The following is a 23,063-nucleotide window of genomic DNA, read 5'->3' as shown; positions in this document are numbered from 1 at the left end:
GCCGGGCTGCGCCTCAGTGGGCGGTGGGTGCGCCGGCGACCCGCCGCTCGCCGTTGTTGCGTTCCTGCCACCGGCGGTAGACGTCGATCGCGTTGTCGCGGTACTCGTGCCGCATGGGCAGGCGGCGCCGATCCCAGGGCTTGGCGAACTCGTCGTAGAAGGTGTTCAGCTCGAAGTACTTTCGGTCGTCGACGTAGTGCGGCTCGTAGGCCTCACGGGTGGTCAGGAAGACAACCTCGTCCGGCGAGCAGTAGTAGAGCGCACCCAGACACATCGGGCAGGGCAAGGCCAGGATGTAGATCGTGGCCCCGCTCAGGTGCTCGGTGCCGAGCTTGGTGCAGGCCTCGCGGATCGCGAGGATCTCGGCGTGCGCCGTGGGGTCGTTCGTCTGGGCAACCAGGTTCGGACTCTCGGCCAGAATCTCGCCGTCCTTGACGATCACGGTGGCGAAGGGTCGCCCGCCCTCCTCGACGTTGCGACGGGCGAGCTCGATGGTGTGTTGTGCGAAATCCATTACATTCCTCGATAATTGACTGTGCGGTCAGAACGGCTTGGTGGGCAGGTACTTGCCGTCCAGCGTGATCACCGCGCGCTCGCCGCCCTCGGGGTCGGCAACCTTCTTCACGTCGAGCTTGAAATTGATGGCGCTGATGATGCCGTCGCCGAACTGCTCGTGCACGAGCGCCTTGAGCGTGGTCCCGTACACCTGCAGCATTTCGTAGAAGCGGTAGATCGTCGGATCCGTCGGGACCCCACCCGGGATCGATCCGCGAGTCGGAATGGTCTGCAGCAGTTTCGCCGCGTCGTCACCGAGTCCGAGCAGGTCGGCCACGGCGGTGGCGGCCTGCTCCGGAAGCGCATGCTGACCGAGTACCGCAGCGGTCACGAACGCGGGCGCGTAACCGGCCGCGTCGGCAATCTCCTGCCAGGTGAGGTCCTTCGCCGTCTTGGCCTCGACGGCGGCAGCCGCGAGGGCCTGACGGGCGGTGGGATCGAACTGTGCGTGCACCATGATGCGTGATTCCTTTCGTGTCGCCGCCGTGTCCACAGCGGCATGAGGTTGGGGGCGTAAGTGATTCAGGCCGCGACGGTTCGGTCGGATCCGGAGGCGTCGAGCACCGAGACCGTGCCGGTTGCGATGTCGAACACCCAGCCCTCGACGGTGATCTCGCCGGCCGCCATCGCACGGGCCACCGCCGGATGCGTCGCCAGGTTGGCCTGCTGCGCAACGACGTTCGCCCGAACCAGGGCCGGTGTCGAAACGGAGCCCGAGGGTCCGGCGGACCGGGCCACGGCGGCGTCGGCGTGGCGAAGCCAGTCGGCGATTGTGGGCATCGCGCTCAGGTCGTGCCGCTCGGCCAGCGCGGTCATCGCCCCGCAGCCCGAGTGCCCGCACACCACGATGCGGCGCACACCCAGTACCGCGACCGCGTACTCGATGCTTGCCGCCACGCCGTCGCCGTCCGCGGTGTAGGCGGGAACCAGGTTGCCGGCCGTGCGGATGACGAACAGCTCGCCCGGTTCGCAGCTGGTGATCAGCTCGGGCACCACTCGCGCGTCGGAGCAACCGATGAACAGCGTGCCGGGGGTGTGCGTCGTCGCCAGACGAGCGAACAGACCCGCCTTCGCCGGGAACACGGTGTCGTGGAAGTGCACAATGCCCGCGTCGAGGTCCTGCATGAATCGCTCCCTTCGATGCGTGTCAGCCTCGTTGGCCTGACGAAATCCAGGGTGCACGACCAGCAGCTATAGCGTCCAATACTTGTATTGCATGATCACTATTGGTCCCAGCAATGACGAGGGTCAGTGCTCCTGCGCGACCTCGTTGAGGACTGCGGCGAACGCCCGCGCCGCGGCCGAGTGGTACGCGGTGTTGCGCCGCAGCAGTTCCACGGTCCGACCGGGCAGCGGCGGGTCCAGCGGGACCGGATGCAGGTCGGAATGCACGCGTGCGATCGCGTCGGGAAGAACGGTGGCGAGCGACCCACGGCGGGCGAACTCGAGCAGCGCGCTGATCGAATTGGCCTCGACCGCGATGTGCGGCGCGACGCCGCTTTCGGTGAAGTAGCTGTCGATGTACAGCCGTGTCGCGAAGTCTCCGCTGAGCAGTCCCAGCGGTTCGCGAGCGAGTCGCCGGACCGGCAGCGGACCCGCAGTCTCCGCCAACGGGTGTCCCTCGCCGACCACCAGACTGAGCGACTCGGTGAACAGCGGGGTGTGGTCGATTCCTGCGGCGTGCGTGCCGGCGAAGGCGATACCGAGGTCGAGGCGGTCGGCGATCAGGTCGGCCTCGATGTGATCCTGGGTGGTCTCCCGAACGGTGAGCGTGATGTCCGGATGCGCGGAACGGAACCGGTGGACGAGCGGGCCCACGAGGTACGCGGTGAATGTCGGGGTCATCGCCACCCGCAGGTGCCCGCGCGACAGGTCCTGCACGTCGTGCACCGCGCGCCGGCCGGCATCGAGATCCCGCAGCGCCAGCCGTGCGTGGTGCGCGTACGCCTCGCCGGCGTCGGTCAATCGGACCGTCCGACCCGAGCGGTCGAGCAACTCCACTCCCAGTGCGCGTTCGAGTTGCTTGATCTGCTGCGACAACGTCGGCTGCGAGATGTGCAGCGACTCGGCCGCGCGGGTGAAGTTCCCGTGATCGGCCACCGCGAGCAGGTACCGGATGTGCCGTAGTTCCATCGACTCACAATAGGCCTCATCGATTGCCGCGATGGAAAACGCGTCTTGGACGCTATCGCCGCCGTTCGGCATCCTGGGTGGAACCGCACAGACAGGAGACCCCGACTCATGACGGACACCGCCCGGAACGCGGAAACTTTTCTTCGGCAGGCGATCTCACTCGCCGACGAGGCCAGGCTCCGGGGCAATCGCCCGTTCGGCGCGGTGATCACGACCGCCGACGGCTCGGTGATCGCCGAGGGCCGCAACGCGGTCGCCGACACCGGGATGGTCACCGCTCATGCCGAACTCGCGGCCATCACTGCCGCGATCGAGGCCGGACGCTCGGCCGATCTGGCCGACGCGACGATCTACGCTAGCGGCGAGCCGTGCCCCATGTGCAGCGCCGCGATCGTGTGGGCCGGGATCACTCGGGTCGTGTTCGCCGCGGCGGAACCCGATTTCACCCCTGTCATCGGTGGTCATCCGCGCTTCACCCTCCGCTGCGCCGACGTGATCGGCTCCAGCGACGCCGCCGTCACCGTCTCGGGTCCGCACCTGGGCGACGAGGCGCTCGAACCGTTTCGCCGCTACCGCACTGCCCGAGACGGCGCCGACACCACCGCGGCGGACCGTCCGCACGACCACTGACCCGACTCCCGGCCGCATTCTGCACGGGTGTCAGTCGACGAACTCACACTCGTACGACTCGAGTCACCTCCAGGAGGAGCAATGTGATGCCGGCACCGGCGATCATGCACGCCGGCATTGCCGCGATCGCGGGTACCGGCAGACTGCTTGCCTTACGCATCGCCACCTCCGCACGCATCCAGCGTAGGAAACCGAAGCCGACCAACAGAACAGCGAGCCTTGGGTCGCCACCCGCACACTGTCACCGCATCGGTCCGTGGCCGGTTCCGCATTTCAGCGGAACCGACCACACATATCAGGACCCAGCGGCGACCATTGGCGCCACCACGAGGGTGAGTCCAACCAGCGCGGCGGCACCACTCGCAAGCCCAGCCGCAATCCCGAGGAACGGCTGCACCAGCTTGAGGGTGCCCAGAACATCATTCGAAGAGCCCATCGATTTCCTCCTGCCGAATAGCGTGGTGTGGCACCTACTCTCGTGCCGTCCCATTGATAGCTCGTTGGCCTGACGACGCAGAAATTACGTTTCCCGTTGAGTGAGATGCCGCCCCGCTCGATCGACACCCGCGTTGCACACCACGCGTCGTCCCTACGCCCGACGCAGGTCAGCCTGACGGCTCGCGGAGCCAGGTACAGCTCCGGCAATGAGCACGGGCCGGGTTCACCGCGGCCATCACCAACGCAAGCGCCGATCGGAGGTCTGGAGTGCGGCTACCGAGCTTCCGAGGTTCGGAGGTTCAGCGTGCCCGCGTCGACAGACCACGAATTCATCCAGGCGGCATCCGAATTGGCGTCGGTCCTCGACGCGATACCAGTACATCCGTATGCGGCTCGTCGTGATGTCCAGCAGTCCGCATCCGCTCGACACGACCTCACCCCATTCGAGGGCTGACTGTGCGAATCGCACGATAAGCGATAGGTCGCCTGAGTTCCCTTGTCAGCGAGATTTGTCCGTGTTCGACCGGCGTGAACTGTCTGCAGTGTCGACCGGTGCGGCAGGCGGACCGACGAGCATCCGTCGGTGCAGCGCCGGGCCTGCGATCGCGATCGCGAGTGCGATCTCGACTCCGATCAGGTAGCGGGTGCCAGGCACGGTCGTTTCGAGCAGCAGCGTCTGCACGATCGCCAGCGCGACCAGAATCGCTTTCGCGAGCGCCAAGCGCGGCATGGACAACCTGGGCTTCACATGGCGTCCACGAGTGCTCACTCGGTTTCTGATCAGGTGCACCACGGCGGGCCCGACCAGCAACAGAACCGCCATCCGAACAGCATGTTCCCACAGCGGCCCTGTCTGCGAGCCCCACGCCAGGCCCACCAGCCCGCCTGCGACCGAGTACCGGATCCACAACCCGACGCTGGTTGCTTCCCCACTCGGAATAGGTTGCACGACCGGATCTTTCATGTGTATCGGCCTCCGCTGGTGTCGGGAAGGGGTCGGTCGATGCAGTGGAGGCCACCGTCCGTCGTCTCCGGTGCGACAGGTGCACTCGGGGCCCGAAAGCCGCGCGTATGTACGGCTAGTCGAGATTCAGGATGCGACGGGATTCCCGGTCGATGTCTCGATGCAGATCGGCATCCGAGATGTCCTGCAGCCCAGAGGCGGTTCGCAGGAATGGCCCGAACAGCTGCCAGCCGAGTTCGAACGCAGCCAGATGCGCCACCGCCAGCTCTGCAGCACGGTCGTCGTCGTGATGCTCCCGAGCGATATCCAATAGCTGCGACATCACTGGAAATCGCTCCTGCAGCTGCCCTACCGGATACCCGTCGAGAATACATCTGGCCAGCACCATCCAGTGCAGCCGCAACTGCGGATCGTGAATCGACTGCCGAGTCAGCACTCCAGTGTCCGCCGACGCGATCCCCAGATGGTCCAGCACGGCACCGACCAGGTTCTCCTTCGCGCCGAAGTGGCGAAACACGAGTCCGTGGTTGACGCCGGCACGCTCGGCTATATCGCGGATCGAGGTTGCGGTCGGCCCCCGTTCAGCGAAGAGCTCCGCCGCACTGCCGAGGACTGCCGCCACGACAGCGTCGCGCCCCGCCGGAGCACTGCCCCGATTTTCACTCCTTGCCGAAGGTGTAGTCACACGGCTACAGTACCACCACGCTCCGCTGTAGTCGATCGACTACAGCGGTCGTCCGAGCGCTAGGAGGAAAGTGATGTCCGATGCAAAGGTGCTGGTCGACAGGGATCCGACTGCCGATATCGGCGTACAGGCGGTGCAGTTGCCCGGCTACCCGGTAATCAGCGGGCCCTTCACGCATTTGGCTGCAGAACGCGACCGGTTGGCCGGGCTGCGCTGGCAGCACTTCTCGGCCCGCCAACTCGGCGCTACCCTCGGCGCGGAGATCGATGGTGTCGACCTCACAACGCACCTGCCCGACCCGGTAGTCGCCGAACTACGGCAGGCGCTGCACGAGTACAAGGTGCTGTTCTTCCGCAACCAGCCGATTACTCCAGCCCAGCACGTGTCGTTCGCGCGCCGCTTCGGCGACCTGGAGGTGCACCCCTTCATTCCGTCCAACACCAGCGAGCCTGAATTGGTGCGGTTCGAGAAGACCGCGCAGGTTGCTGGGTTCGAGAACGCCTGGCACCACGACGTCACCTGGCGCGAACATCCGTCGATGGGTGCGATTCTGCACGCAATCGAAGTTCCCCCACTCGGCGGCGACACCCTGTTCTCAGACATGTACGCCGCCTACGCCAGCCTCGACCCCGAGACCAAGGCGCACATCGAGACTCTCGACGCGGTCCACGATTTCACTCGCGCGTTCGGTCACATGCTCTCCGAAGAACAGCTCGCCGACATGCGCGCCAAGCACCCTGCCGTACGCCACCCGCTCGTGTGCACCCACCCGGCCACCGGCCGCAAGCACCTCTACGTCAACCGTGTGTTCGTCGACGGCATCGACGGCATGGACACCGACGAGGCGCGGGCGTTGATCGACCAGCTGTGCCGCGCGGCCGATGCCCCGGAGCACCAGGTGCGGCTTCAGTGGGAGCCGGACACCATCGCGTTCTGGGACAACCGCGCGGTGCAGCACTACGCCGCCAGTGACTACTGGCCCAACACCCGCGTCATGGAACGCGCCTCGATCGTCGGACCTCGCCCGGCACGCTGACCCGCACGGTCGGGTGCAGGGCCTGAAACTTGCGCCCGACCAAATGAGGTGGCCCTGATGGGCATTGACCGGGAACAGACTTGACGCACAAGACGTCACGCTCATGCTGTTCGGAAATCGCTGGCCTGCTTCCGATTCAGCGTCCTTGATCACCCTTCGTCGCAACTCGATTGGGACGCTCACGAATACAGGAAGGAGGCGATGATGCGATGACGCGAACAGTGATCGACAAGTTGATCGAGCTGGTCGTCGTGCTCTTCATCGTCAGTCTCGGCACTTTCGCCCTCGTATCGTTCATTCCGGGCGATCCGTCGGTTGCGATACTCGGTGAGGGGCATGCGCCCGAGGATTATGCGCGGGTGCGCGCCGAGATGGGGCTCGACGATCCCTTCCTGACGCGGTACTGGCACTGGTTGTCGGGTGCGTTGCACGGCGATCTGGGTAACTCGATGGTTCCGCCGCAGGGGCCGGTGACCGACAGCATCAGCGCGGCGCTTCCGGTGAGTCTGCAGTTGGCGGTGATGGGCTTGTTCATCGCGATCGTCGTCGCGGTGCCGTTGGCGATGTACTCGGCTCGGCACCAGGGTGGTTGGATCGATCGCACGATCGGGGCGGGCACGTTCGCGGTGCTGTCGATCCCGAGTTTTCTGTCGGGTCTGCTGCTGATCATGGTGATGGTCAACTATCTGGGGTGGTTCCCGCGTTCGCAGTGGGTGCGGATCTCGGACAGCTTGGGGCAGAACCTGTATCACGCGATCCTGCCGGCGATCGCGATCAGTTTGTTGGAGATGGCGATGTTCACGCGGATCCTGCGCAGTGATCTGGTGATGACGCTGAAGGAGAACTTCATCCTGGTCGCGAAGGCGAAGGGCATGTCGAACGGGCGGTTGCTGTTCAGTGATGCGTTGCGGCCGTCGTCGTTCTCGTTGATCACGATGCTGGGCATCGTGCTCGGTTCGATGATCGGTAGCACCGTGATCGTCGAGACGTTGTTCTCGCTGCCGGGGATGGGTTCGTTGGTCGTGCGGGCGGCGCAGCAGGGTGACATGCCGATGGTGCAGGGTGCGGTGCTGGTGATCGCCGTGATCTACGTCGTCGCCAACGGTGTCATCGACATCTCCTACGGATACCTCGACCCAAGGAGCCGACGAGCCCATGTCTGAGACCACTACCGACGACATCGAGATGCCGGCCATCACGGGCCGGGTGCTGGACGAGTCGGATCCGGAGACCATTGTCGATCCCACCGATGCGGCCGAGCGTCGAAACCTGTACCGCGTGGGCGCGATCCTCACCGTGGTGGGTGTGATCGCGGCCGGTATCGGGCTGGCGCCGATGCTGGTGATGGGGGCGCGGGTCGTGATCTTCCTGATCGGCCTGATCGCGCTCTACATGGGTGTGCGGCGAATCGGGTTGGCGCGGTTCGGATCCGATTTCGACCTGACGTTCATCCTGTCCTGTGTGTGGTTGACGGTGTTGATCGCGGCGGCGATCCTCGCGCCGTTGCTGCCGCTGGCCGAGCACGAGGACACCACGAAAACCCTCAGCGCGAAGAGCTACGCGTCGCCGAGCCTGTTCTCGTCGCACCCGCTGGGCACCAACAACTTCGGTCTCGACATGCTCGCGCGGTCGATCTACGGTGCGCGGTCCTCGCTGATCGTGGCGGTGGCGGCCGTGCTGATCGGCATGATCGTGGGTGGCGCGATCGGCATCCTGGCCGGCTACTTCGGCGGCAAGATCGATCGGGTCATCGGCGTGCTGACCAACTCGCTGCTCGCCGTGCCCGCGTTGATCCTGCTGATCGCGCTGGCCTCGGTGCTCGAGCCGAACCTCCGCAACATTTCACTCGCACTGGCCATCCTGGCGATACCCAGTATGGTCCGCATCGCCAGGGCCAACACGCTCGTGTTCTCGCAACGTGAATTCGTCCTTGCCGCACGGGCTATGGGTGCCACCAAGTGGCGGGTGATGCTGCGGGAGATCGCGCCCAACGTCGCGCTGCCACTGGCATCGCTGGGCATGGTGATGATCTCGGTGATGATCGTCGCGGAGGCGTCGCTGAGCTTCCTCGGACTGGGTATCCAACAGCCGTCCCCGACGTGGGGAAACATGATCTCCGAGGGCCAGGGCAACGTCTTCGAGCAGCACCCGTACATCGTGCTGGTACCCGGCCTGTTCCTGTTCCTGACGGTGTTCTCGTTCAACATGGTCGGCGAGAAGGCCCAGAAGCGCACCGGCGGCACCCGGGAGGTGAAACTGTGAGCAGCAACAATCCACTCCTGACGGTGGACGGCGTGTCCACGAGGTTCCGCACCAAGCGGGGGCAACTCCGCGCGGTCGAGCAGGTGTCGCTCGAGCTCGACGCCGGCGAAACCCTGGGTCTGGTCGGTGAGTCCGGGTCCGGTAAATCGGTTCTGGGACAGACGATCATGGGTCTGGTGTCGGGCGGTGGCGGCACCACGGTGACCGGGGAGATCCGGTTCATGGGCCGGGACATGCAGGCGCTGACCCGCAAGGAGCAGCAGCAGGTGTGGGGCAAGGACATCGCGATGGTGTTCCAGGACCCGATGTCGGCACTGAACCCGTTCAAGCGGATCGGCACCCACCTCACCGAATCGCTGCGCGCGCATCTGGGGTTGGACAAGACCGCGGCCCGCGAACGCGCGATCGAACTACTGCGCAAGGTCCGCATCCCGGAGCCGACGCGGCGGATCGACCAGTACCCGCACGAGCTGTCCGGTGGTATGCGTCAGCGGGTGGTGATCGCGATGGCACTCGCGTGCGATCCCAAGCTGACCATCGCGGACGAGCCCACCACCGCCCTGGACGTGACGGTGCAGAAGCAGATCCTCGAGCTCCTCGACTCGCTGCGCACCGAGATGGGCATGGCCGGCATCCTCGTCAGCCACGACCTCGGAGTCGTTGCCGGACAGACCGATCGGGTCGCCGTGATGTATGCGGGCCGGATCGTGGAGACCGCGCCGACCCGGCAGCTGTTCGCCAGCCCCCGCCACCCCTATACCGAGGCGCTGCTGGCGGCGGTGCCGCGGCTCGAGCAGCCGCCGCACACCCGGCTCGAGTCCATCGACGGTGGTCTGCCGGACATGACGAAGCCACCGCGGGGGTGTGCGTTCGCGTCCCGCTGCAAGTATGCGCAGCCCACGTGCCGGGAGGTCGTGCCGACCCTGACGGCGTCCGCGGACACCGTCGGCGCTCGCCACCCGCACGAGGTGGCCTGCCATTTCCCGTTGGACGGCGTCGCCGACCTCGGAATGCCGGTCGCTGCGGGGGCCGATGATCGTGAGCTGGAAGTGGAGAGCATCTGATGGCCGGAAGTGGAGTTGCGCACCTGCGCAGGGACGAGGGGCCCGTGCTCGCGGTCGAGAACCTCGTCGTCGAGTTCCCGGCCGGGCGCGGCCAGACGGTGCATGCTGTGTCGGACATCAGCTTCGACCTGCTGCCCGGTGAAACCCTCGGCATCGTCGGTGAATCCGGCTGCGGCAAGTCCACCGCCGGGCGGGCCGTGCTGCAGTTGCCGGCGCCGAAGTCGGGCAGCGTGGCGATCGACGGTGTCGAACTGACGACGTTGAGTCCGTCTGCGCTGCGGAAGATTCGGGCACAGATGCAGATGATCATGCAGGACCCGATCTCGTCGCTCAATCCGCGACGCAAGGTCAAGCACCTGGTCACCGAGGGCCCGCGCATGTGGGGCCAGCGGAACACCGAACGCCTCGATCAGATGGGGCGGGAGTTGCTGCAGGCCGTCGGCCTGGACCCGGACATGGTGTGGGAGCGGCTGCCGGGAGAGCTCTCCGGCGGCCAGTGTCAGCGAGTCTGCATCGCGCGGGCGATGATGCTCAAGCCGAAGGTCCTCATCTGCGACGAACCCGTCTCGAGTCTCGACGTGTCGGTGCAGGCCCAGATCCTGAACCTGCTCGAGCAGACCAAGACCGAGTTCGAGCTCACGATGATCTTCATCGCCCACAACATGGCGGTGGTCAAGAACATCAGCGACCGGGTGATGGTGATGTACCTGGGCAAGGTGTGCGAGATCGCGCCCAGCGACGACATGGAACGCCAAGCCCGGCACCCGTATTCGCGGCTGCTGCTGGCCTCGATCCCCGACCCCGACGTGCACCGCGGGGAAGCGGACGAGACCCCGCAGATCGAGGGCGACCTACCCTCCCCACTCGACCCGCCGTCCGGTTGCCGATTCCGCACCCGCTGCCCACTGGCGACCGACCGCTGCGCCGCCGAGGAACCACTGCTGCGCGAGGTCGCCCCCGAGTATTTCGTGGCTTGCCACAACGTCTGACCGAAGTACCGCGTCCCCGGCAAATCTGTCTACTCGACGATCAGGACACAGCCGGGCTCGCATCGTCAAAGTGCTCACTTCCACACGCGACCGGCCCACGATCGCGGCATCAGTTCGACACTACGGAGGTTGCTTCATGATTAAGTATTCGAGAAGAGTCAGCCGGATGCTGGCGATGGTTGCCGTTGGCGCCGTGGCCCTCGCCGGCTGTGCCAGTGCCGAAGGCGACAGCGAGGACGGGTCGTCGGGCACAACGACGACGGCCTACGGCATTGTCGGTGACCAGGGCGACGGCGGCACCCCGGTCAAGGGCGGGACGCTGAGCTTCGCGTCGTACGCTCCAGTCACCAGTCTGGACCCGGCGGTGACGCAACCCACGGGACCAACTGGCGGCACGGAGCTGGCGGCGGTCTACGACGTCCTGATGCGCTACGACACCGAGTCCCAAAGCTTCCAGCCGCAGCTGGCAAAGTCGTTCGAGGAGAGCGCCGATCACCTGACGTGGACCCTGAAACTCCGGGACGGTGTGACGTTCAGCGACGGCTCCCCGCTCGACGCGGACGCCGTGGTGGCGAGCATCAACCGGTACAACCAGCGTCGCGGTGCCAACTCACAGCTCTACACCCAGATGGTCCAGAGCACGGTCGCCCAGGATCCCTCCACGGTCGTCTTCACCCTGAAGCAACCGTGGCGGACGTTCCCCGCCATGCTGGCCTACGGGCACGGCATGATCGTCGCGCCGGCCTCCCAGCAGGGTGACAAGTTCACCCCGATCGGAGCCGGCCCGTTCACGGTGACCAGCCTGCAGCCGCAGCAGGAACTCCAGCTGAAGGCTCGCCCCGACTACTGGGGCGGCGCCCCGAACCTCGACGGACTGAAGTTCGTCGCCATCGCCGGCGAACAGCCCAAGATCGATGCCTTGAAGACCAACGGCATCGACATGATCTACCTCCGCAACGCCGAGACCGTGAACACCGCCAAGGCAGAGTTCCCCGGCTACATCGAAACCACGAGCATGTCGATGGTCGGCCAGCTCAACGAGGCACCCGGTCGCCCGGCCGCCGATCCCCGTGTCCGCCAGGCGATCGCCTACGCGGTCGATCCCGAGGTGCTGAACCAGCGCGTGCATCGCGGCGAGGGCATGCCCGGCACCGACATCTTCCAGCCCTGGTCCGAGTGGTTCGGCGGCACCACCGGCATCACCCCCGACGCCGCCAAGGCCAAGGAACTGCTCGATCAGGCCAAGGCCGACGGCTACAACGGCAAGATCACCTACGTCGGCGTCAACGACCCCGACGCGCAGCAGCTGGCGCTCGCCGTCCAGGCCCAGATGAACGCCATCGGCTTCGACGTCTCGCTCGAGACCACCAGCAGCATCACGGACATGGTCAAGCGGCTCTACATCGACCGCAACTACGACATGAGCTACGGCGCTTCCAGCATCTCGGACGTTGCGCCCGAGATCCGGCTGTTCAGCTCGCTGTCCAGCACCTCGGCGAACAACATCCTGGGCTACAAGAGCCCGCAGATGGACGAGTTGCTCAGCAAGGTGCTCTCGGCGCCGGACGACACCGCCAAGCGCGCTGCGATCGTCGACATCCAGGAGCTCGTCAACACCGACCAGCCGCTCCTCGCGTGGGGCGCCGGAACCAACTACGTCGCGTGGTCCGACAACGTGTACCGGGCCAACCCGACCGTCGACGGAATCATCCTCTTCGACAAGGCATTCAAGAAGTCGTAGTACTCCGCGACGAGGTAGGACCTGCGATAACCCGTCTCGGGACGTCCTCTTCGATCGTCACCTGCAGAGACCTGGCAACTACTCGCCCGCAGATCGGTGCGCGGCGAAACCAGCGGGTCGGAAGCGCTGATTCTGGTTGGAGATGTTGATGACAGCAGTACACCCTGTCGGATTGATCGCTTCCCCGGCCCCGAGCCACGAACCGCCACCGTCGATGGTCGGACGGATCACTTTGATCCTGGACGCCTTCGACGACGGTGACTCGCGGCTCACCGTGGAGGAAGTTGCACGCCGAGCGCAGCTGCCCCGCTCGACCGTGCACCGTATCCTCGATCAGCTCATGCAACTGAACTGGGTTGAGCACACCCGATCTGGGTACTGCCTGGGCCGACGCGCACTCGGCCTGGGCAGCGGCGAAGCCAGTCACGACGAGATCCGCACCGCAGCAGCCCCTTTGCTGCACGAGCTGCACCTGCAGACAGGCATGGTAGTCCACCTCACGGTTCTCAGCGGGAGCGAGAGCGTCTATCTCGACAAGATCGGTGGACGATTCGCAACGACCCTGCCGTCGATGGTCGGCGGACGTCGCCCGGCGCACTCCACTGCGGGCGGCAAATCCATGCTCGCGTGGCTCGACCCCGAGCGGGTCGACAACCTCTACAACGGTCGATTGGGTCGACGCACCGAACAGACGATCACCGACATCTCGACGCTGCATCAGGAACTCCACCGCATCCGCCAGCGTCGTGGCCTCGCATTCGACCACGGTGAGTCCGTTCGCGGCGTCGCATGCGTCGGCGCAGCGGTCCGAGGACAGTCCGGTCCGATCGCAGGCATCTCACTGTGTGGCGACGCCCGCACAGTGTGGCTGGAGCGCGTTGCTCCGCTCGTCGTCGATGCAGCGAAACAGGTCTCACAAGCGCTGTCCTCCGCGCCTAGTCAACCCTGGAATGGAGATTCGTCATACGAAACATGAATCACTGCTGAGCAATTCAGTCATCACATCCATCCAAGTCGGCACCCGACCGCCGCGGTCGCAGGCTGGCCGCGCTCGGATATCCCTCCGAGTGGAACGAACAGGCACCGCCCCGCAGCGACACGTTCAGAACGAAATCCCAAATGGCAGGAGTCTTCCCATGCTGCTTTCCCGCAGTCAAACAGTAGAGATCGGTGGGCATTCGATCGAGTTCGGGCCTCGCGGAATGCGCAGGTGCGCTGACGGATTCGAGTCCCGTCCGTACACGCAGTTCGAGCTGCGCCCGGTAACCCCCTACATCGGCGTCGAGATCCACGGCGTCGATCTGCGCGATCCGAGCGCCGAGGTCATCGACGAGCTACGCCGCGCGCTGCTCGAATGGAAGGTCGTGTTCTTCCGGGACCAGCAGATCACCGGTGCTCAACACCGCGACTTCGCCCGGCACTGGGGCGAACTCGAGATCCATCCGCTGCTGCCCCAGGGCGAGGTGCCCGAGGTGGTCCACTTCGAGCGCGGCGAGGACAACCCCGGAACCGAGAACATCTGGCACATCGATGTGACGTGGCAGAAGCGTCCGCCGCTCGGATCGGTCCTGCGCGCACTCGAAGTTCCACCCGCCGGCGGTGACACGCTGTGGGCCGACATGGGCAACGCCTACGACTGCCTCCCCGACGCGATCAAGGAGAGGATCGAGGGGAAGGTCGCGGTCCATGACTTCGTGCCATCGTTCGGTCGCGCGATGAGTCCCGAGAAGCTCGAGCAGATGCAGGAGATGTTCCCGCCGGTCGAGCATCCGATCGTCCGCACCCACCCGGAGACCGGGCGCAAGACGCTGTTCGTCAACAGCCTGTTCACCACCCACATCCCGGACATCGACCCGGTCGAGGGTGCAGCACTGCTCCGGCAGCTCGTCGACCAGGCCAAGGTTCCGGACTTCCAGTGTCGATTCCGGTGGCAGCCGAACTCGATCGCGTTCTGGGACAACCGTGCCACGCAGCACTACGCCGCCAGCGACTACTTCCCGCACCGCCGCGTCATGGAACGAGTAGCCATCCTCGGCGACGTCCCCGCCTGAGCTGTCCCGAAAACTGCCGGCACGGTGCAGTAGTTGCCGAGCTCGAATTCCATCACCGCGCGGCCCACTAGGGCCGTCCATATTTGTGCCGACCCTTGATCCCCTTCGCGGGCTCGGCATCGCCGCCCCTCGCGTCTCCCCCGACGCGGGGGCGGCACCTCTCCCATGTCTGAACCGCTTCCCAGGCGACACGTGCAAGCATTCCGAAGGGCTCCGTCTCGCGACGACGAGGCGGACTCTACACGGCCCGGAACGAAATGGGACACCGACGCGGCGGGACCGGCCGCCACGACCGGCATAGCCGCGATCGGAGGGCGAGCCCAATGTGCATTTCGGCACTTCCGCCACGGCGGATGCGCCGAAGTGTCCAGTCGAAACACCCAGTGGGCAAGGAACACTCAGACCGGTCGGATCCGACGAATCCAACAGCCGCCCAGCGAAGGTGTTTGATGACCAACAGCAAGGGATCGATGACGCTCCCCTCGACCACCGACGATGCCGACTTCCGGCCTCGACCCCGAATGGAGTTCGGCTCCCGCGGCGACCACGGTGCCGCCGCGATGGACGCGGTCGTGGTGTGGCCGGGCACCCGACCGCCGCTGGCCGATGTCGCGCGGGACTTCGAATGCTTCGGCCTGCGCATCGAAGAACACGAACCGGTCCCCGCGCCCCGATCGTCGGGGGATGCCGCGACCGCAGATCGATTCCGCTTCAGCCCGCCCGCGCGGGGCTGGACGGACCATGCCACCACGCTGCTCGTCGACGCGTTCGAGACCGTCACCGCTGAAGGCCTCGAGATCGATCGGTTCTGCATGCTCACCCCGGTCGCCGGCCTCGGCTGGCGCGACGTCGTCCTGGTCCGCTGCATGGTCCGCTACCTGCAGCAGGTGGGGCTCGGGTTCTCGGACGCCTTCGTCGTCGATACCCTGCTGCGCCACAACACCTTCACGAACAGTGTGGTGGCGCTGTTCCACGCCCGCTTCGACCCGGCGCTCGACGATCACGACCGCACGATCACCGAGTTGGAGGCTCGACTGGGCACGCTCGTCGAGGATGCGGCGACCCTCGACGAGGATCGGATCCTGCGCGCGCTGACGGGCTTCGTGGCCGCCGTGCTGCGCACCAACTGGTACCAGCGCACCACGGACGGACAGGTGAAGGACCACGCGTCGTTCAAGCTCGACCCGTCGATGCTGGCGCAGCCCGGCCCGATCGTTCCCCACCGCGAGATCTTCGTTCGCGGAGGCGGTGTGGAGGGCGTCCACGTCCGAGCGGGCGCGGTCGCGCGCGGCGGGTTGCGCTGGTCGGATCGGCCCGAGAGCTACCGCACCGAGGTGCTGGGGTTGATGACCACCCAGACCGTGAAGAACTCGCCGATCGTTCCGACCGGAGCAAAGGGCTCGTACGTGCTCCTCGGCGATGTCGCCCCCGCCGACGGCTACTCCGCGTTCATCCGCGGACTGCTGGACGTGACGGACAACCTGGTCGACGGTCGCGTCGTCCCACCCACCGACACGGTCGTCTACGACGACGCCGACGCCTACCTGGTGGTCGCGGCCGACAAGGGCACGGCACGGTTCTCGGACGTCGCGAATTCGGTTGCCGCCGAGTACGGCTACTGGCTGGGCGATGCGTTCGCCTCCGGCGGCTCCCAGGGGTACGACCACAAGGCGATGGGCATCACCGCCCGGGGTGCCTGGCTGTCGGTGCGCAGGCACTTCGCCGAACTGGGCGTGGACGTCCAGTCCGATCCGGTCAGCGTCGTGGGCATCGGCGACATGTCCGGCGACGTGTTCGGCAACGGGATGATGCTCTCCCGCGCCATCGGACTCGTCGCGGCATTCGACCATCGGCACATCTTCTTGGATCCCGATCCCGATCCGGACACCTCGTTCGAGCGGCGACGCGTCCTGTTCGAGACACCCGGGTCGAGTTGGGACGACTACCCACGCGACGCCATCTCCGAGGGCGGCGGTGTCTGGCCACGGTCCGCCAAGCAGGTGCCACTGTCGCCCGCCGTCCGCGCCCGCCTCGGCATCGACGCCGAGGCGGTCCCACCGAACGAACTGATCCGCGCAATCCTCCTCTCCCCGGTGGATCTGCTGTGGAACGGCGGGGTCGGGACGTACGTCAAGGCCTCGACCGAAACCGACACGGATGCAGCCGACCCCGCGAACGACGCCGTCCGCGTCGATGCCGCCGACATGCGATGCCGCGTGGTGGGCGAGGGCGGCAACCTGGGCTTCACCCAGCGCGCCCGGATCGAGTTCGCCGTGCGCGGCGGACGGATCAACGCGGACTTCATCGACAATGCCGCCGGGGTGGCCACGTCGGACCGCGAAGTGAACCTCAAGATCGCCCTGGACGGCGCTGTCGGGGCGGGCGAGCTGAGCCGGAACGAGCGCAACGCGCTGTTGGCGGCATGCACCGACGATGTCGCCGACGCCGTCCTCGACGACTGCGCGAGCCAGACATTGGCGATCAGCATTGCCGAGTCGCAGGCGGTGTCGTTGCTCGGCCGGCACGAGCGCCTGATCGTCAATCTCGAGACGGTCGGCGGACTGGACCGCAGTCGCGCGGTCCTGCCGAGCAAGCAGGAACTCCGTCTGCGCACCGAGGCCGGCCTGGGATTGACTCGGCCCGAAATTGCCACGCTGCTGGCACATTCGAAGAACGTGGTGCGCGACGACCTGCTCGGCTCCGACGTCCCGGACGAGCCGATCTTCGCGCACCTTCTGGTCGACTACTTCCCGCCGTCGTTCTGCAACCTGATTCCGGACCACATCCGCGCCCACCGGTTGCGCCGCGAGATCATTGCCACCCAGATCGCGGACCAGCTGATCAACCATGTCGGGCCGGGGCTGATCTACCGGCTCGAGGAACGACTCGGGGTGAGTACTCCACAGGTCGCGCTGGCGTATGCGGTGGTGGCCGAACTGTTCGACGTGGACGCGATGTGGAATCGGGCGGTTGCCGTCGTCGACCCCGCGGACCGCGACTCGTGGGGGCCGCTGCACGCGGTGCAGGCCCTCATCGAGCGCGCCTGCTCGTGGCTGTTGCGGCACCGGCCGGTGCCGCTCGACCCGCAGGCGGAGGTGCAGCGTTACCGCGACGCGGTTCGGCACCTGCTCGAGAAGTACCCGACCACGAGCGTCACCGACGGCACGATCGCGGGGACTTCCCTGCCGCTGTTCGCCGAGGCGCTTCCGTTCGCGGACAGTTCCCTCGCGCTGGGGGTTCCGATCGACAGGGTGGCCGACGCCTACCTGACGCTCGGCGACGACCTGGGCTTGTTCCGCGTCGTCGATCGGTTGGAGCACTGGCCGCGCCGGTCGTACTGGGACACGCTCGCGGCGGCGGCGCTGCGGGACGAGATCTCGGGACGACTGCACGTGCTGGCCGGCCGCGTCGTGACGCACGGCCCGGACGACGACTCCCCCGAGCATCGGCCGGCACGGTGGCGCGCACGCCACGAGCCCGCACTCGCCCGGCTGCACCGGATCGTCGTCGACGCCCAGGCGGACGGCGACATCGACCTGGCACGTGCCGGCACGATCAGTGCGGAACTGGCCACCGCCCTCGCCGCGCTCGCGAAGTAGGTCGACGGGAAACCCGCCAGGCGTGGCGCCCGGAACCCCGGGCGCTACGCCTGGGAGGCGATGATCGCCAGCAGCAGTTCCGCACGTACCCGAGCGACGCCGAGTCTGCAGTCGAGCAGGGATTCGATCTTCGCGATCCGGCTACGGAGCGTGTGCCGGTGCACGCCAAGGGCGTTCGCGGCCGACTCCCAGTGCCCGTTCGCCTCGAGGAACGCACGGAGCGAGGCGACCAGGTCGGTTCCGTGATCACGATCGTGCTCGGCGAGCGGTGCGATCGTGGTCTCGGCGACCGAACGCAACACCTGACGGGTCGCGTCGAAGGTCAGGAGCGCGCTGCCCGTCAGCGCGGCGAACTCGAGGGGCGCCGCTCCCGCTCCGGCCGCGGACGCCGCCAACTGCGCCTGGTCGATCGCCTCGGCGAAGCGCTCGACGGGCAGCGGTCCGCTCAGACCGATGCGGGCGGAACGCCGCTCGGATTCCCCGGCACCGGCGAGCAGTGTCCGCGCGAACGTCACGTCGTCGGTTCCGCGGAGCAGGACCGTCACCCGCCCGTCGGCCCGACGCAGGAAGAGCGGCCGGCCCGCCGCGTTCTCGGCCGACTCGATCGACGCCGCGACCGCCACCGCATCGTCCGGTGACCCGCAGTCCACGACGAGAGCGCGGATGGCACCGCGGTCGTCCGCGGCCGGAGCGAGTTGTTCCCGGGCCGGCTCGAGATCGATCTCCTCCGAGAGCAGAAGCCCGAGGATCTGCGAGTTCAGCTGGTTCTGCGCGGCGCGCAACCGCACCGGCTTCTCGAAGTCGAGTGCCAGCAGCGAAGTGGCGTGGCCCAGCAGAACCTGGTCGACCGAACCGAGCGGCTTGGTACTGACCACCGCGAGGCAACCATGGAGACTGCTGCCCAGGCCGATTCGCTGCACCGTCATCGACTGACCCGAATGCGCCTGGGCGACAATGCTCGACGCCGCCTCGGACACCGAGTCGATCAGATCGGACACCTGGGCGACGGTGCCGGTGTCGACCTTGGCCGGGTGATGTTCGAGGAGTCGCCCGCGACGGTCGAGCAACAAGACCGTCGCACCGGTCGCCACCGCCAGCTCGCGCACGGTCGCGCGAGCGCCGCCCTGCACCACGGCACGTGTCATTCGGGGCTGCGCTCGCGACGCGCGCAGGAGCGCGTCGTACCGCTGCTCGGCCAGGCTGTCCATGACCCGCTTCGTGACCGCCGCGAACGGGGTGGGCAGCGGAACCTCCAGGAGGGGAAGGCCGATCCGGTCGGCCGCCGCGATCAGCTCCTCGGGCAGCTCCGCGTGCGTCAGGCCGACGCCGAAACCCACCGCCGCGACACCGGCGTCGAACAGACGGCGCACATAGTCCTCGTATCCGTCCGCGCCGGAGGGCGCCCCCAGACCCGTCGTCAGCAGCAGCTCCCCGCCGGACAGCCACGGCGACGGGTCCGACAGCTCGGTCGTGATGGCGAACTCGATGTCACGGTCGAGTCCGGACGCACCTCCGCACAGACGTAGGAACAGATCCGGCTGCGCCAGCACCCACCGGACGGTCACGCTCATTCTCAACTCCTGGCCCGGCCCGACTGCGGTCCGAAATGGCGAATCGTGTGCAGCTTGCCACTCCATTCTGGCAGGTGTTCTGCACTCCACGGCGATCCACACTAGAACCACTCAGATCTTCACGACAGGGGTCCTCCACGATATGAACACCAGCGAAAATATCGACTACAGGCTTCCGCAGAAGCGCAACCTGGTCACCGAACTGCCCGGCCCCAACTCGCGGGCACTCACCGAACGCCGCCGCGCCAGCGTCGCGGCCGGTGTCGGGTCCAGCGTCCCGGTGTACACCGCCGACGCCGACGGCGGTGTGATCGTCGACGTCGACGGGAACACGCTGGTCGACCTGGGCTCGGGCATCGCGGTCACCAGCGTGGGCGCGTCGAATCCCGCCGTCGTCGACGCGGTCCGCGAGCAGGCCGGACGCTTCACCCACACGTGCTTCATGGTCACCCCCTACGAGGGCTACGTGCAGGTCGCCGAGGAGCTCTCGGCGCTCACGCCCGGCGACCACGAGAAGCGCACCGTGCTGTTCAACTCCGGCGCCGAGGCTGTGGAGAACGCGATCAAGGTCGCGCGACTGGCGACCGGGCGCACCGCCGTCGTCGCGTTCGACCACGCCTACCACGGCCGCACCAACCTGACGATGGCGCTGACCGCCAAGTCCATGCCGTACAAGGCGCACTTCGGCCCGTTCGCCCCCGAGGTGTACCGGATGCCGATGTCGTACCCGTTCCGCGACGACAACGAACTGACCGGCCCGGAGGCAGCACAGCGCGCGATCACCCAGATCGAGAAGCAGATCGGCGCCGACTCGCTCGCCGCGATCATCATCGAACCGATCCAGGGCGAGGGCGGGTTCATCGTTCCCGCACCGGGCTTCCTCCAGACGCTCGCCACGTGGGCGAAGACCAACGGCGTCGTGTTCATCGCGGACGAGGTCCAGACCGGCTTCGCCCGCACCGGCGCGTGGTTCGCGTGCGACCACGAGCAGGTCGTGCCGGACATCATCACCATGGCAAAGGGCATCGCCGGCGGACTCCCCCTGTCGGCGATCACCGGGCGCGCCGACCTGCTCGACAAGGTGCACTCCGGCGGGCTCGGTGGCACCTACGGCGGCAACCCGATCGCGTGTGCGGCAGCCCTCGCGGCGATCGAGACGATGCGCGATCTGGACCTGCCCGCGCGCGCACGCCACATCGAGGAGGTCGTGACGACCCGCCTGCTGAACCTCGCCGAGGAGGTCCCGGCGATCGGTGACGTCCGCGGCCGCGGCGCCATGCTGGCGATGGAGTTCGTGGTGCCGGGGACCAACGAGCCGGACGCCGAGTTGACGCGCGAGGTCGTCGCGCGCGCGCTCGAACAGGGCGTCATCCTGCTGACCTGCGGCACGTACGGCAACGTGGTGCGCCTGCTGCCGCCCCTCGTTATCGGCGACGAACTGCTCGCCGATGCACTCGACGTGATCGAGGACGCCGTCCGCGCCTCCTCCGATCACCGGAAGTGATCGATGATCGACGTACTCGGAACCGACTGGAAGCAGAACGATGATTGATGTCACCACCCTTCTGTCCAACGTCCCGACCGGGCTGTGGATCGACGGCCGGTCCACCGCGCCGGTCGGCGGCGGCACGTTTCCGGTACTCGATCCGGCGACCGGCGAGGTACTGACCACGGTCGCCGACGCCGGCGCCGACGACGCCGTCCGGGCGCTCGACGCGGCCTGCCGCGTCCAGGCGGAGTGGGCGGCCACGTCCCCGCGCGAGCGGTCGGTCATCCTCCGCCGGGCCTGGGAACTCGTCGTCGAACGCACCGAGGAACTGGCGCTGTTGATGACGGCCGAGATGGGCAAGGCGTTGCCGGAGAGTCGCGGCGAGGTCGCCTACGGTGCCGAGTTCCTGCGGTGGTTCAGCGAGGAGGCCGTACGCATCCAGGGCCGCTCGACGCGATCGCCGGGCGGCGCCGGGCGCATCCTCGTGAACAAGGTGCCGGTCGGTCCGTGCCTGGCGATCACCCCGTGGAACTTCCCGCTCGCCATGGGAACCCGCAAGATCGGCCCGGCACTCGCCGCGGGTTGCACGATGATCGTCAAGCCCGCGGCGGAGACGCCGCTGACGATGCTGGCGTTCGCGCAGATCCTCGCCGAGGCCGGTCTGCCCGACGGCGTGGTGTCGGTGCTGCCGACGTCCGATGCCGCCGCGGTCTCCGGGCCACTGCTCGCCGATCCGCGCCTGCGCAAGGTCACGTTCACCGGTTCCACGCCGGTGGGCCGCGTGCTCATCGAGCAGTCGGCGCGCAACGTCCTGCGCACGTCGATGGAGTTGGGCGGAAACGCCCCCTTCATCGTCTTCGACGACGCGGATCTCGACGCGGCCCTCGACGGGGCGATGGCGGCCAAGATGCGCAACGGCGGCGAGGCGTGCACGGCCGCGAACCGAATCATGGTGGCCAACAGCGTGCGCGAGGAGTTCACGGCGAGGCTCACCGAGCGGATCGCCGCGCTCAAGGTCGGTCCCGGACACGAACCGGGCGTCGACGTCGGTCCGCTCGTCAGCGCCAAGCAGCGCGCGGGCGTGGCGGCACTGGTCGACGAGGCGGTCGCGGTGGGAGCGCGGGTACGCACCGGTGGCCGCTCCGTCGACGGACCCGGCTTCTTCTACGAGCCGACGGTGCTCGACCAGGTTCCGACCGACGCCCGCATCGTCCGCGACGAGATCTTCGGCCCGGTCGCCGCGATCACCGGTTTCGACACCGAAGAGGAGGCGATCGCCGCGGCCAACGACACCGAATACGGCCTCGCCGCATACATTTTCACGCAGAACCTCGACCGGGCGCTGCGGGTGGCCGACGCGCTCGAGTCCGGCATGGTCGGCGTCAACCGCGGTGTCGTCTCCGACGTCGCGGCACCGTTCGGCGGCGTCAAGCAGTCCGGCCTGGGCAGCGAGGGCGGCGTCGAGGGCATCGACGAGTATCTCGACACGAAGTACATCGGGTTCACGGCCTGACCCGAGAACGACGAAACCGGAGGCTCCGCGATCCCCGAAAGGGAATGGCGGAGCCTCCGGTTTCGTTCTGCCGCTGCGGACTACAGGAACAGCGTCGCGACGCCGGCGACAGCTCCCACGACGGCGGCGAGCGCCGAGACGAGGCCTGCGACAGCGCCGATCTGACCGAGCTGAGTGGTGGACGAACCCATGGAACTACTCCTTTGTCTTCGATCGTGTCGAGAAAACTTCCCGTGGCAGCCGGACCGGCTGCCCTTCACCGATGTCTCCTGTCCCGTCTCCCTCCTTCCGCCGATGGCCAGGACGACCTGACGAGGATCCGCCCCTGGGATGCCATGACGCC

The 23,063-nt window shown here is 67.0% G+C and carries 20 protein-coding genes; 12 read left to right on the top strand and 8 right to left on the bottom strand.

All coding sequences use genetic code 11. From position 1 onward, the window contains the following. Window positions 1-13 precede the first annotated feature (13 nt). The 4 genes from ACQ5DX_RS00655 to cynR form a co-directional block, all read right to left on the bottom strand. A complete protein-coding gene (locus tag ACQ5DX_RS00655; protein WP_430330775.1) occupies window positions 14-514 on the bottom strand; it encodes a nucleoside deaminase in 501 nt (166 codons plus the stop codon). Between the two features lie 27 nt (window positions 515-541). After that, window positions 542-1,012: a cyanase gene (gene cynS / locus ACQ5DX_RS00650; protein WP_430330774.1), complete on the bottom strand. Its 471-nt coding sequence runs from the start codon at window positions 1,010-1,012 to the stop codon at window positions 542-544. A gap of 65 nt (window positions 1,013-1,077) precedes the next feature. Continuing rightward, a complete protein-coding gene (locus ACQ5DX_RS00645; protein WP_430330773.1) occupies window positions 1,078-1,680 on the bottom strand; it encodes a carbonic anhydrase in 603 nt (200 codons plus the stop codon). Window positions 1,681-1,803: 123 nt separating this feature from the next. Then, window positions 1,804-2,688 (bottom strand): transcriptional regulator CynR, encoded by an 885-nt coding sequence (gene cynR / locus ACQ5DX_RS00640; protein ID WP_430330772.1) that lies wholly within the window; start codon window positions 2,686-2,688, stop codon window positions 1,804-1,806. Window positions 2,689-2,796: 108 nt separating this feature from the next. Between cynR and ACQ5DX_RS00635 the strand changes: the two genes are divergently transcribed. Continuing rightward, window positions 2,797-3,318, top strand: a complete 522-nt coding sequence (locus tag ACQ5DX_RS00635; RefSeq protein ID WP_430330771.1) for a nucleoside deaminase — start codon at window positions 2,797-2,799, stop codon at window positions 3,316-3,318. Between the two features lie 295 nt (window positions 3,319-3,613). Here the strand turns inward: ACQ5DX_RS00635 and ACQ5DX_RS00630 are convergent, their stop codons facing one another. The 3 genes from ACQ5DX_RS00630 to ACQ5DX_RS00620 form a co-directional block, all read right to left on the bottom strand. After that, a complete protein-coding gene (locus ACQ5DX_RS00630; RefSeq protein ID WP_430330770.1) occupies window positions 3,614-3,754 on the bottom strand; it encodes a hypothetical protein in 141 nt (46 codons plus the stop codon). A 501-nt stretch (window positions 3,755-4,255) separates the two neighbouring features. Beyond that, on the bottom strand, window positions 4,256-4,579 hold the full coding sequence (locus ACQ5DX_RS00625; protein ID WP_430330769.1) for a hypothetical protein: 324 nt from the start codon (window positions 4,577-4,579) through the stop codon (window positions 4,256-4,258). 256 nt (window positions 4,580-4,835) lie between these two features. Beyond that, window positions 4,836-5,405 carry a helix-turn-helix domain-containing protein gene (locus ACQ5DX_RS00620; RefSeq protein WP_430330768.1) on the bottom strand — a complete coding sequence of 190 codons (570 nt, stop codon included), beginning with the start codon at window positions 5,403-5,405 and terminating at the stop codon, window positions 4,836-4,838. A 73-nt stretch (window positions 5,406-5,478) separates the two neighbouring features. Here ACQ5DX_RS00620 and ACQ5DX_RS00615 point away from each other — a divergent pair, with 73 nt between their 5' ends. From ACQ5DX_RS00615 to ACQ5DX_RS00575, 9 genes are all read left to right on the top strand, one after another. Continuing rightward, window positions 5,479-6,441, top strand: coding sequence for a TauD/TfdA dioxygenase family protein (locus ACQ5DX_RS00615; protein ID WP_430330767.1), 963 nt, complete (start codon window positions 5,479-5,481; stop codon window positions 6,439-6,441). Between the two features lie 209 nt (window positions 6,442-6,650). Further along, the gene (locus ACQ5DX_RS00610; RefSeq protein ID WP_430330766.1) at window positions 6,651-7,604 is read left to right on the top strand and encodes an ABC transporter permease; all 954 of its coding nucleotides are present in this window, start codon (window positions 6,651-6,653) and stop codon (window positions 7,602-7,604) included. Beyond that, window positions 7,597-8,703 (top strand): ABC transporter permease, encoded by a 1,107-nt coding sequence (locus ACQ5DX_RS00605; protein ID WP_430330765.1) that lies wholly within the window; start codon window positions 7,597-7,599, stop codon window positions 8,701-8,703. The genes ACQ5DX_RS00610 and ACQ5DX_RS00605 overlap by 8 nt, the downstream gene beginning before the upstream one ends. Then, a complete protein-coding gene (locus ACQ5DX_RS00600) occupies window positions 8,700-9,767 on the top strand; it encodes an ABC transporter ATP-binding protein (protein ID WP_430330764.1) in 1,068 nt (355 codons plus the stop codon). The genes ACQ5DX_RS00605 and ACQ5DX_RS00600 overlap by 4 nt, the downstream gene beginning before the upstream one ends. Then, a complete protein-coding gene (locus ACQ5DX_RS00595) occupies window positions 9,767-10,756 on the top strand; it encodes an ABC transporter ATP-binding protein (RefSeq protein WP_430330763.1) in 990 nt (329 codons plus the stop codon). The genes ACQ5DX_RS00600 and ACQ5DX_RS00595 overlap by 1 nt, the downstream gene beginning before the upstream one ends. A gap of 136 nt (window positions 10,757-10,892) precedes the next feature. After that, on the top strand, window positions 10,893-12,497 hold the full coding sequence (locus ACQ5DX_RS00590; RefSeq protein ID WP_430330762.1) for an ABC transporter substrate-binding protein: 1,605 nt from the start codon (window positions 10,893-10,895) through the stop codon (window positions 12,495-12,497). A gap of 148 nt (window positions 12,498-12,645) precedes the next feature. Continuing rightward, window positions 12,646-13,473 (top strand): IclR family transcriptional regulator, encoded by an 828-nt coding sequence (locus ACQ5DX_RS00585; RefSeq protein WP_430330761.1) that lies wholly within the window; start codon window positions 12,646-12,648, stop codon window positions 13,471-13,473. Between the two features lie 160 nt (window positions 13,474-13,633). Then, the gene (locus ACQ5DX_RS00580) at window positions 13,634-14,548 is read left to right on the top strand and encodes a TauD/TfdA dioxygenase family protein (protein WP_430330760.1); all 915 of its coding nucleotides are present in this window, start codon (window positions 13,634-13,636) and stop codon (window positions 14,546-14,548) included. Between the two features lie 449 nt (window positions 14,549-14,997). After that, on the top strand, window positions 14,998-18,147 hold the full coding sequence (locus tag ACQ5DX_RS00575) for an NAD-glutamate dehydrogenase domain-containing protein (RefSeq protein WP_430330759.1): 3,150 nt from the start codon (window positions 14,998-15,000) through the stop codon (window positions 18,145-18,147). Window positions 18,148-18,191: 44 nt separating this feature from the next. Here ACQ5DX_RS00575 and ACQ5DX_RS00570 read toward each other — a convergent pair whose 3' ends face one another. Then, the gene (locus tag ACQ5DX_RS00570; protein ID WP_430330758.1) at window positions 18,192-19,718 is read right to left on the bottom strand and encodes a PucR family transcriptional regulator; all 1,527 of its coding nucleotides are present in this window, start codon (window positions 19,716-19,718) and stop codon (window positions 18,192-18,194) included. Between the two features lie 142 nt (window positions 19,719-19,860). Here ACQ5DX_RS00570 and gabT point away from each other — a divergent pair, with 142 nt between their 5' ends. After that, window positions 19,861-21,222 carry a 4-aminobutyrate--2-oxoglutarate transaminase gene (gene gabT / locus ACQ5DX_RS00565; RefSeq protein ID WP_430330757.1) on the top strand — a complete coding sequence of 454 codons (1,362 nt, stop codon included), beginning with the start codon at window positions 19,861-19,863 and terminating at the stop codon, window positions 21,220-21,222. A gap of 40 nt (window positions 21,223-21,262) precedes the next feature. Continuing rightward, window positions 21,263-22,720, top strand: coding sequence for an NAD-dependent succinate-semialdehyde dehydrogenase (locus tag ACQ5DX_RS00560; RefSeq protein WP_430330756.1), 1,458 nt, complete (start codon window positions 21,263-21,265; stop codon window positions 22,718-22,720). Window positions 22,721-23,063: the final 343 nt, after the last annotated feature.

It is taken from the genome of Rhodococcus sp. ACT016 (assembly GCF_050477185.1).
Lineage (GTDB): Bacteria > Actinomycetota > Actinomycetes > Mycobacteriales > Mycobacteriaceae > Prescottella.
The sequence above is the reverse complement of the archived record's forward strand: the minus strand, read 5'-3'. Positions and strand labels throughout refer to the sequence as shown.

Coding starts and splice junctions, on each gene's coding strand:
- ACQ5DX_RS00595 (WP_430330763.1), top strand. CDS start 9,767: ATGGCCGGAAGTGGAGTTGCGCACCTGCGCAGGGACGAGGGGCCCGTG.
- ACQ5DX_RS00575 (WP_430330759.1), top strand. CDS start 14,998: ATGACCAACAGCAAGGGATCGATGACGCTCCCCTCGACCACCGACGAT.
- ACQ5DX_RS00655 (WP_430330775.1), bottom strand. CDS start 514: ATGGATTTCGCACAACACACCATCGAGCTCGCCCGTCGCAACGTCGAG.
- ACQ5DX_RS00645 (WP_430330773.1), bottom strand. CDS start 1,680: ATGCAGGACCTCGACGCGGGCATTGTGCACTTCCACGACACCGTGTTC.
- cynR (WP_430330772.1), bottom strand. CDS start 2,688: ATGGAACTACGGCACATCCGGTACCTGCTCGCGGTGGCCGATCACGGG.
- cynS (WP_430330774.1), bottom strand. CDS start 1,012: ATGGTGCACGCACAGTTCGATCCCACCGCCCGTCAGGCCCTCGCGGCT.
- ACQ5DX_RS00570 (WP_430330758.1), bottom strand. CDS start 19,718: ATGAGCGTGACCGTCCGGTGGGTGCTGGCGCAGCCGGATCTGTTCCTA.
- ACQ5DX_RS00630 (WP_430330770.1), bottom strand. CDS start 3,754: ATGGGCTCTTCGAATGATGTTCTGGGCACCCTCAAGCTGGTGCAGCCG.
- gabT (WP_430330757.1), top strand. CDS start 19,861: ATGAACACCAGCGAAAATATCGACTACAGGCTTCCGCAGAAGCGCAAC.
- ACQ5DX_RS00590 (WP_430330762.1), top strand. CDS start 10,893: ATGATTAAGTATTCGAGAAGAGTCAGCCGGATGCTGGCGATGGTTGCC.
- ACQ5DX_RS00635 (WP_430330771.1), top strand. CDS start 2,797: ATGACGGACACCGCCCGGAACGCGGAAACTTTTCTTCGGCAGGCGATC.
- ACQ5DX_RS00580 (WP_430330760.1), top strand. CDS start 13,634: ATGCTGCTTTCCCGCAGTCAAACAGTAGAGATCGGTGGGCATTCGATC.
- ACQ5DX_RS00605 (WP_430330765.1), top strand. CDS start 7,597: ATGTCTGAGACCACTACCGACGACATCGAGATGCCGGCCATCACGGGC.
- ACQ5DX_RS00625 (WP_430330769.1), bottom strand. CDS start 4,579: ATGGCGGTTCTGTTGCTGGTCGGGCCCGCCGTGGTGCACCTGATCAGA.
- ACQ5DX_RS00615 (WP_430330767.1), top strand. CDS start 5,479: ATGTCCGATGCAAAGGTGCTGGTCGACAGGGATCCGACTGCCGATATC.
- ACQ5DX_RS00585 (WP_430330761.1), top strand. CDS start 12,646: ATGACAGCAGTACACCCTGTCGGATTGATCGCTTCCCCGGCCCCGAGC.
- ACQ5DX_RS00610 (WP_430330766.1), top strand. CDS start 6,651: ATGACGCGAACAGTGATCGACAAGTTGATCGAGCTGGTCGTCGTGCTC.
- ACQ5DX_RS00560 (WP_430330756.1), top strand. CDS start 21,263: ATGATTGATGTCACCACCCTTCTGTCCAACGTCCCGACCGGGCTGTGG.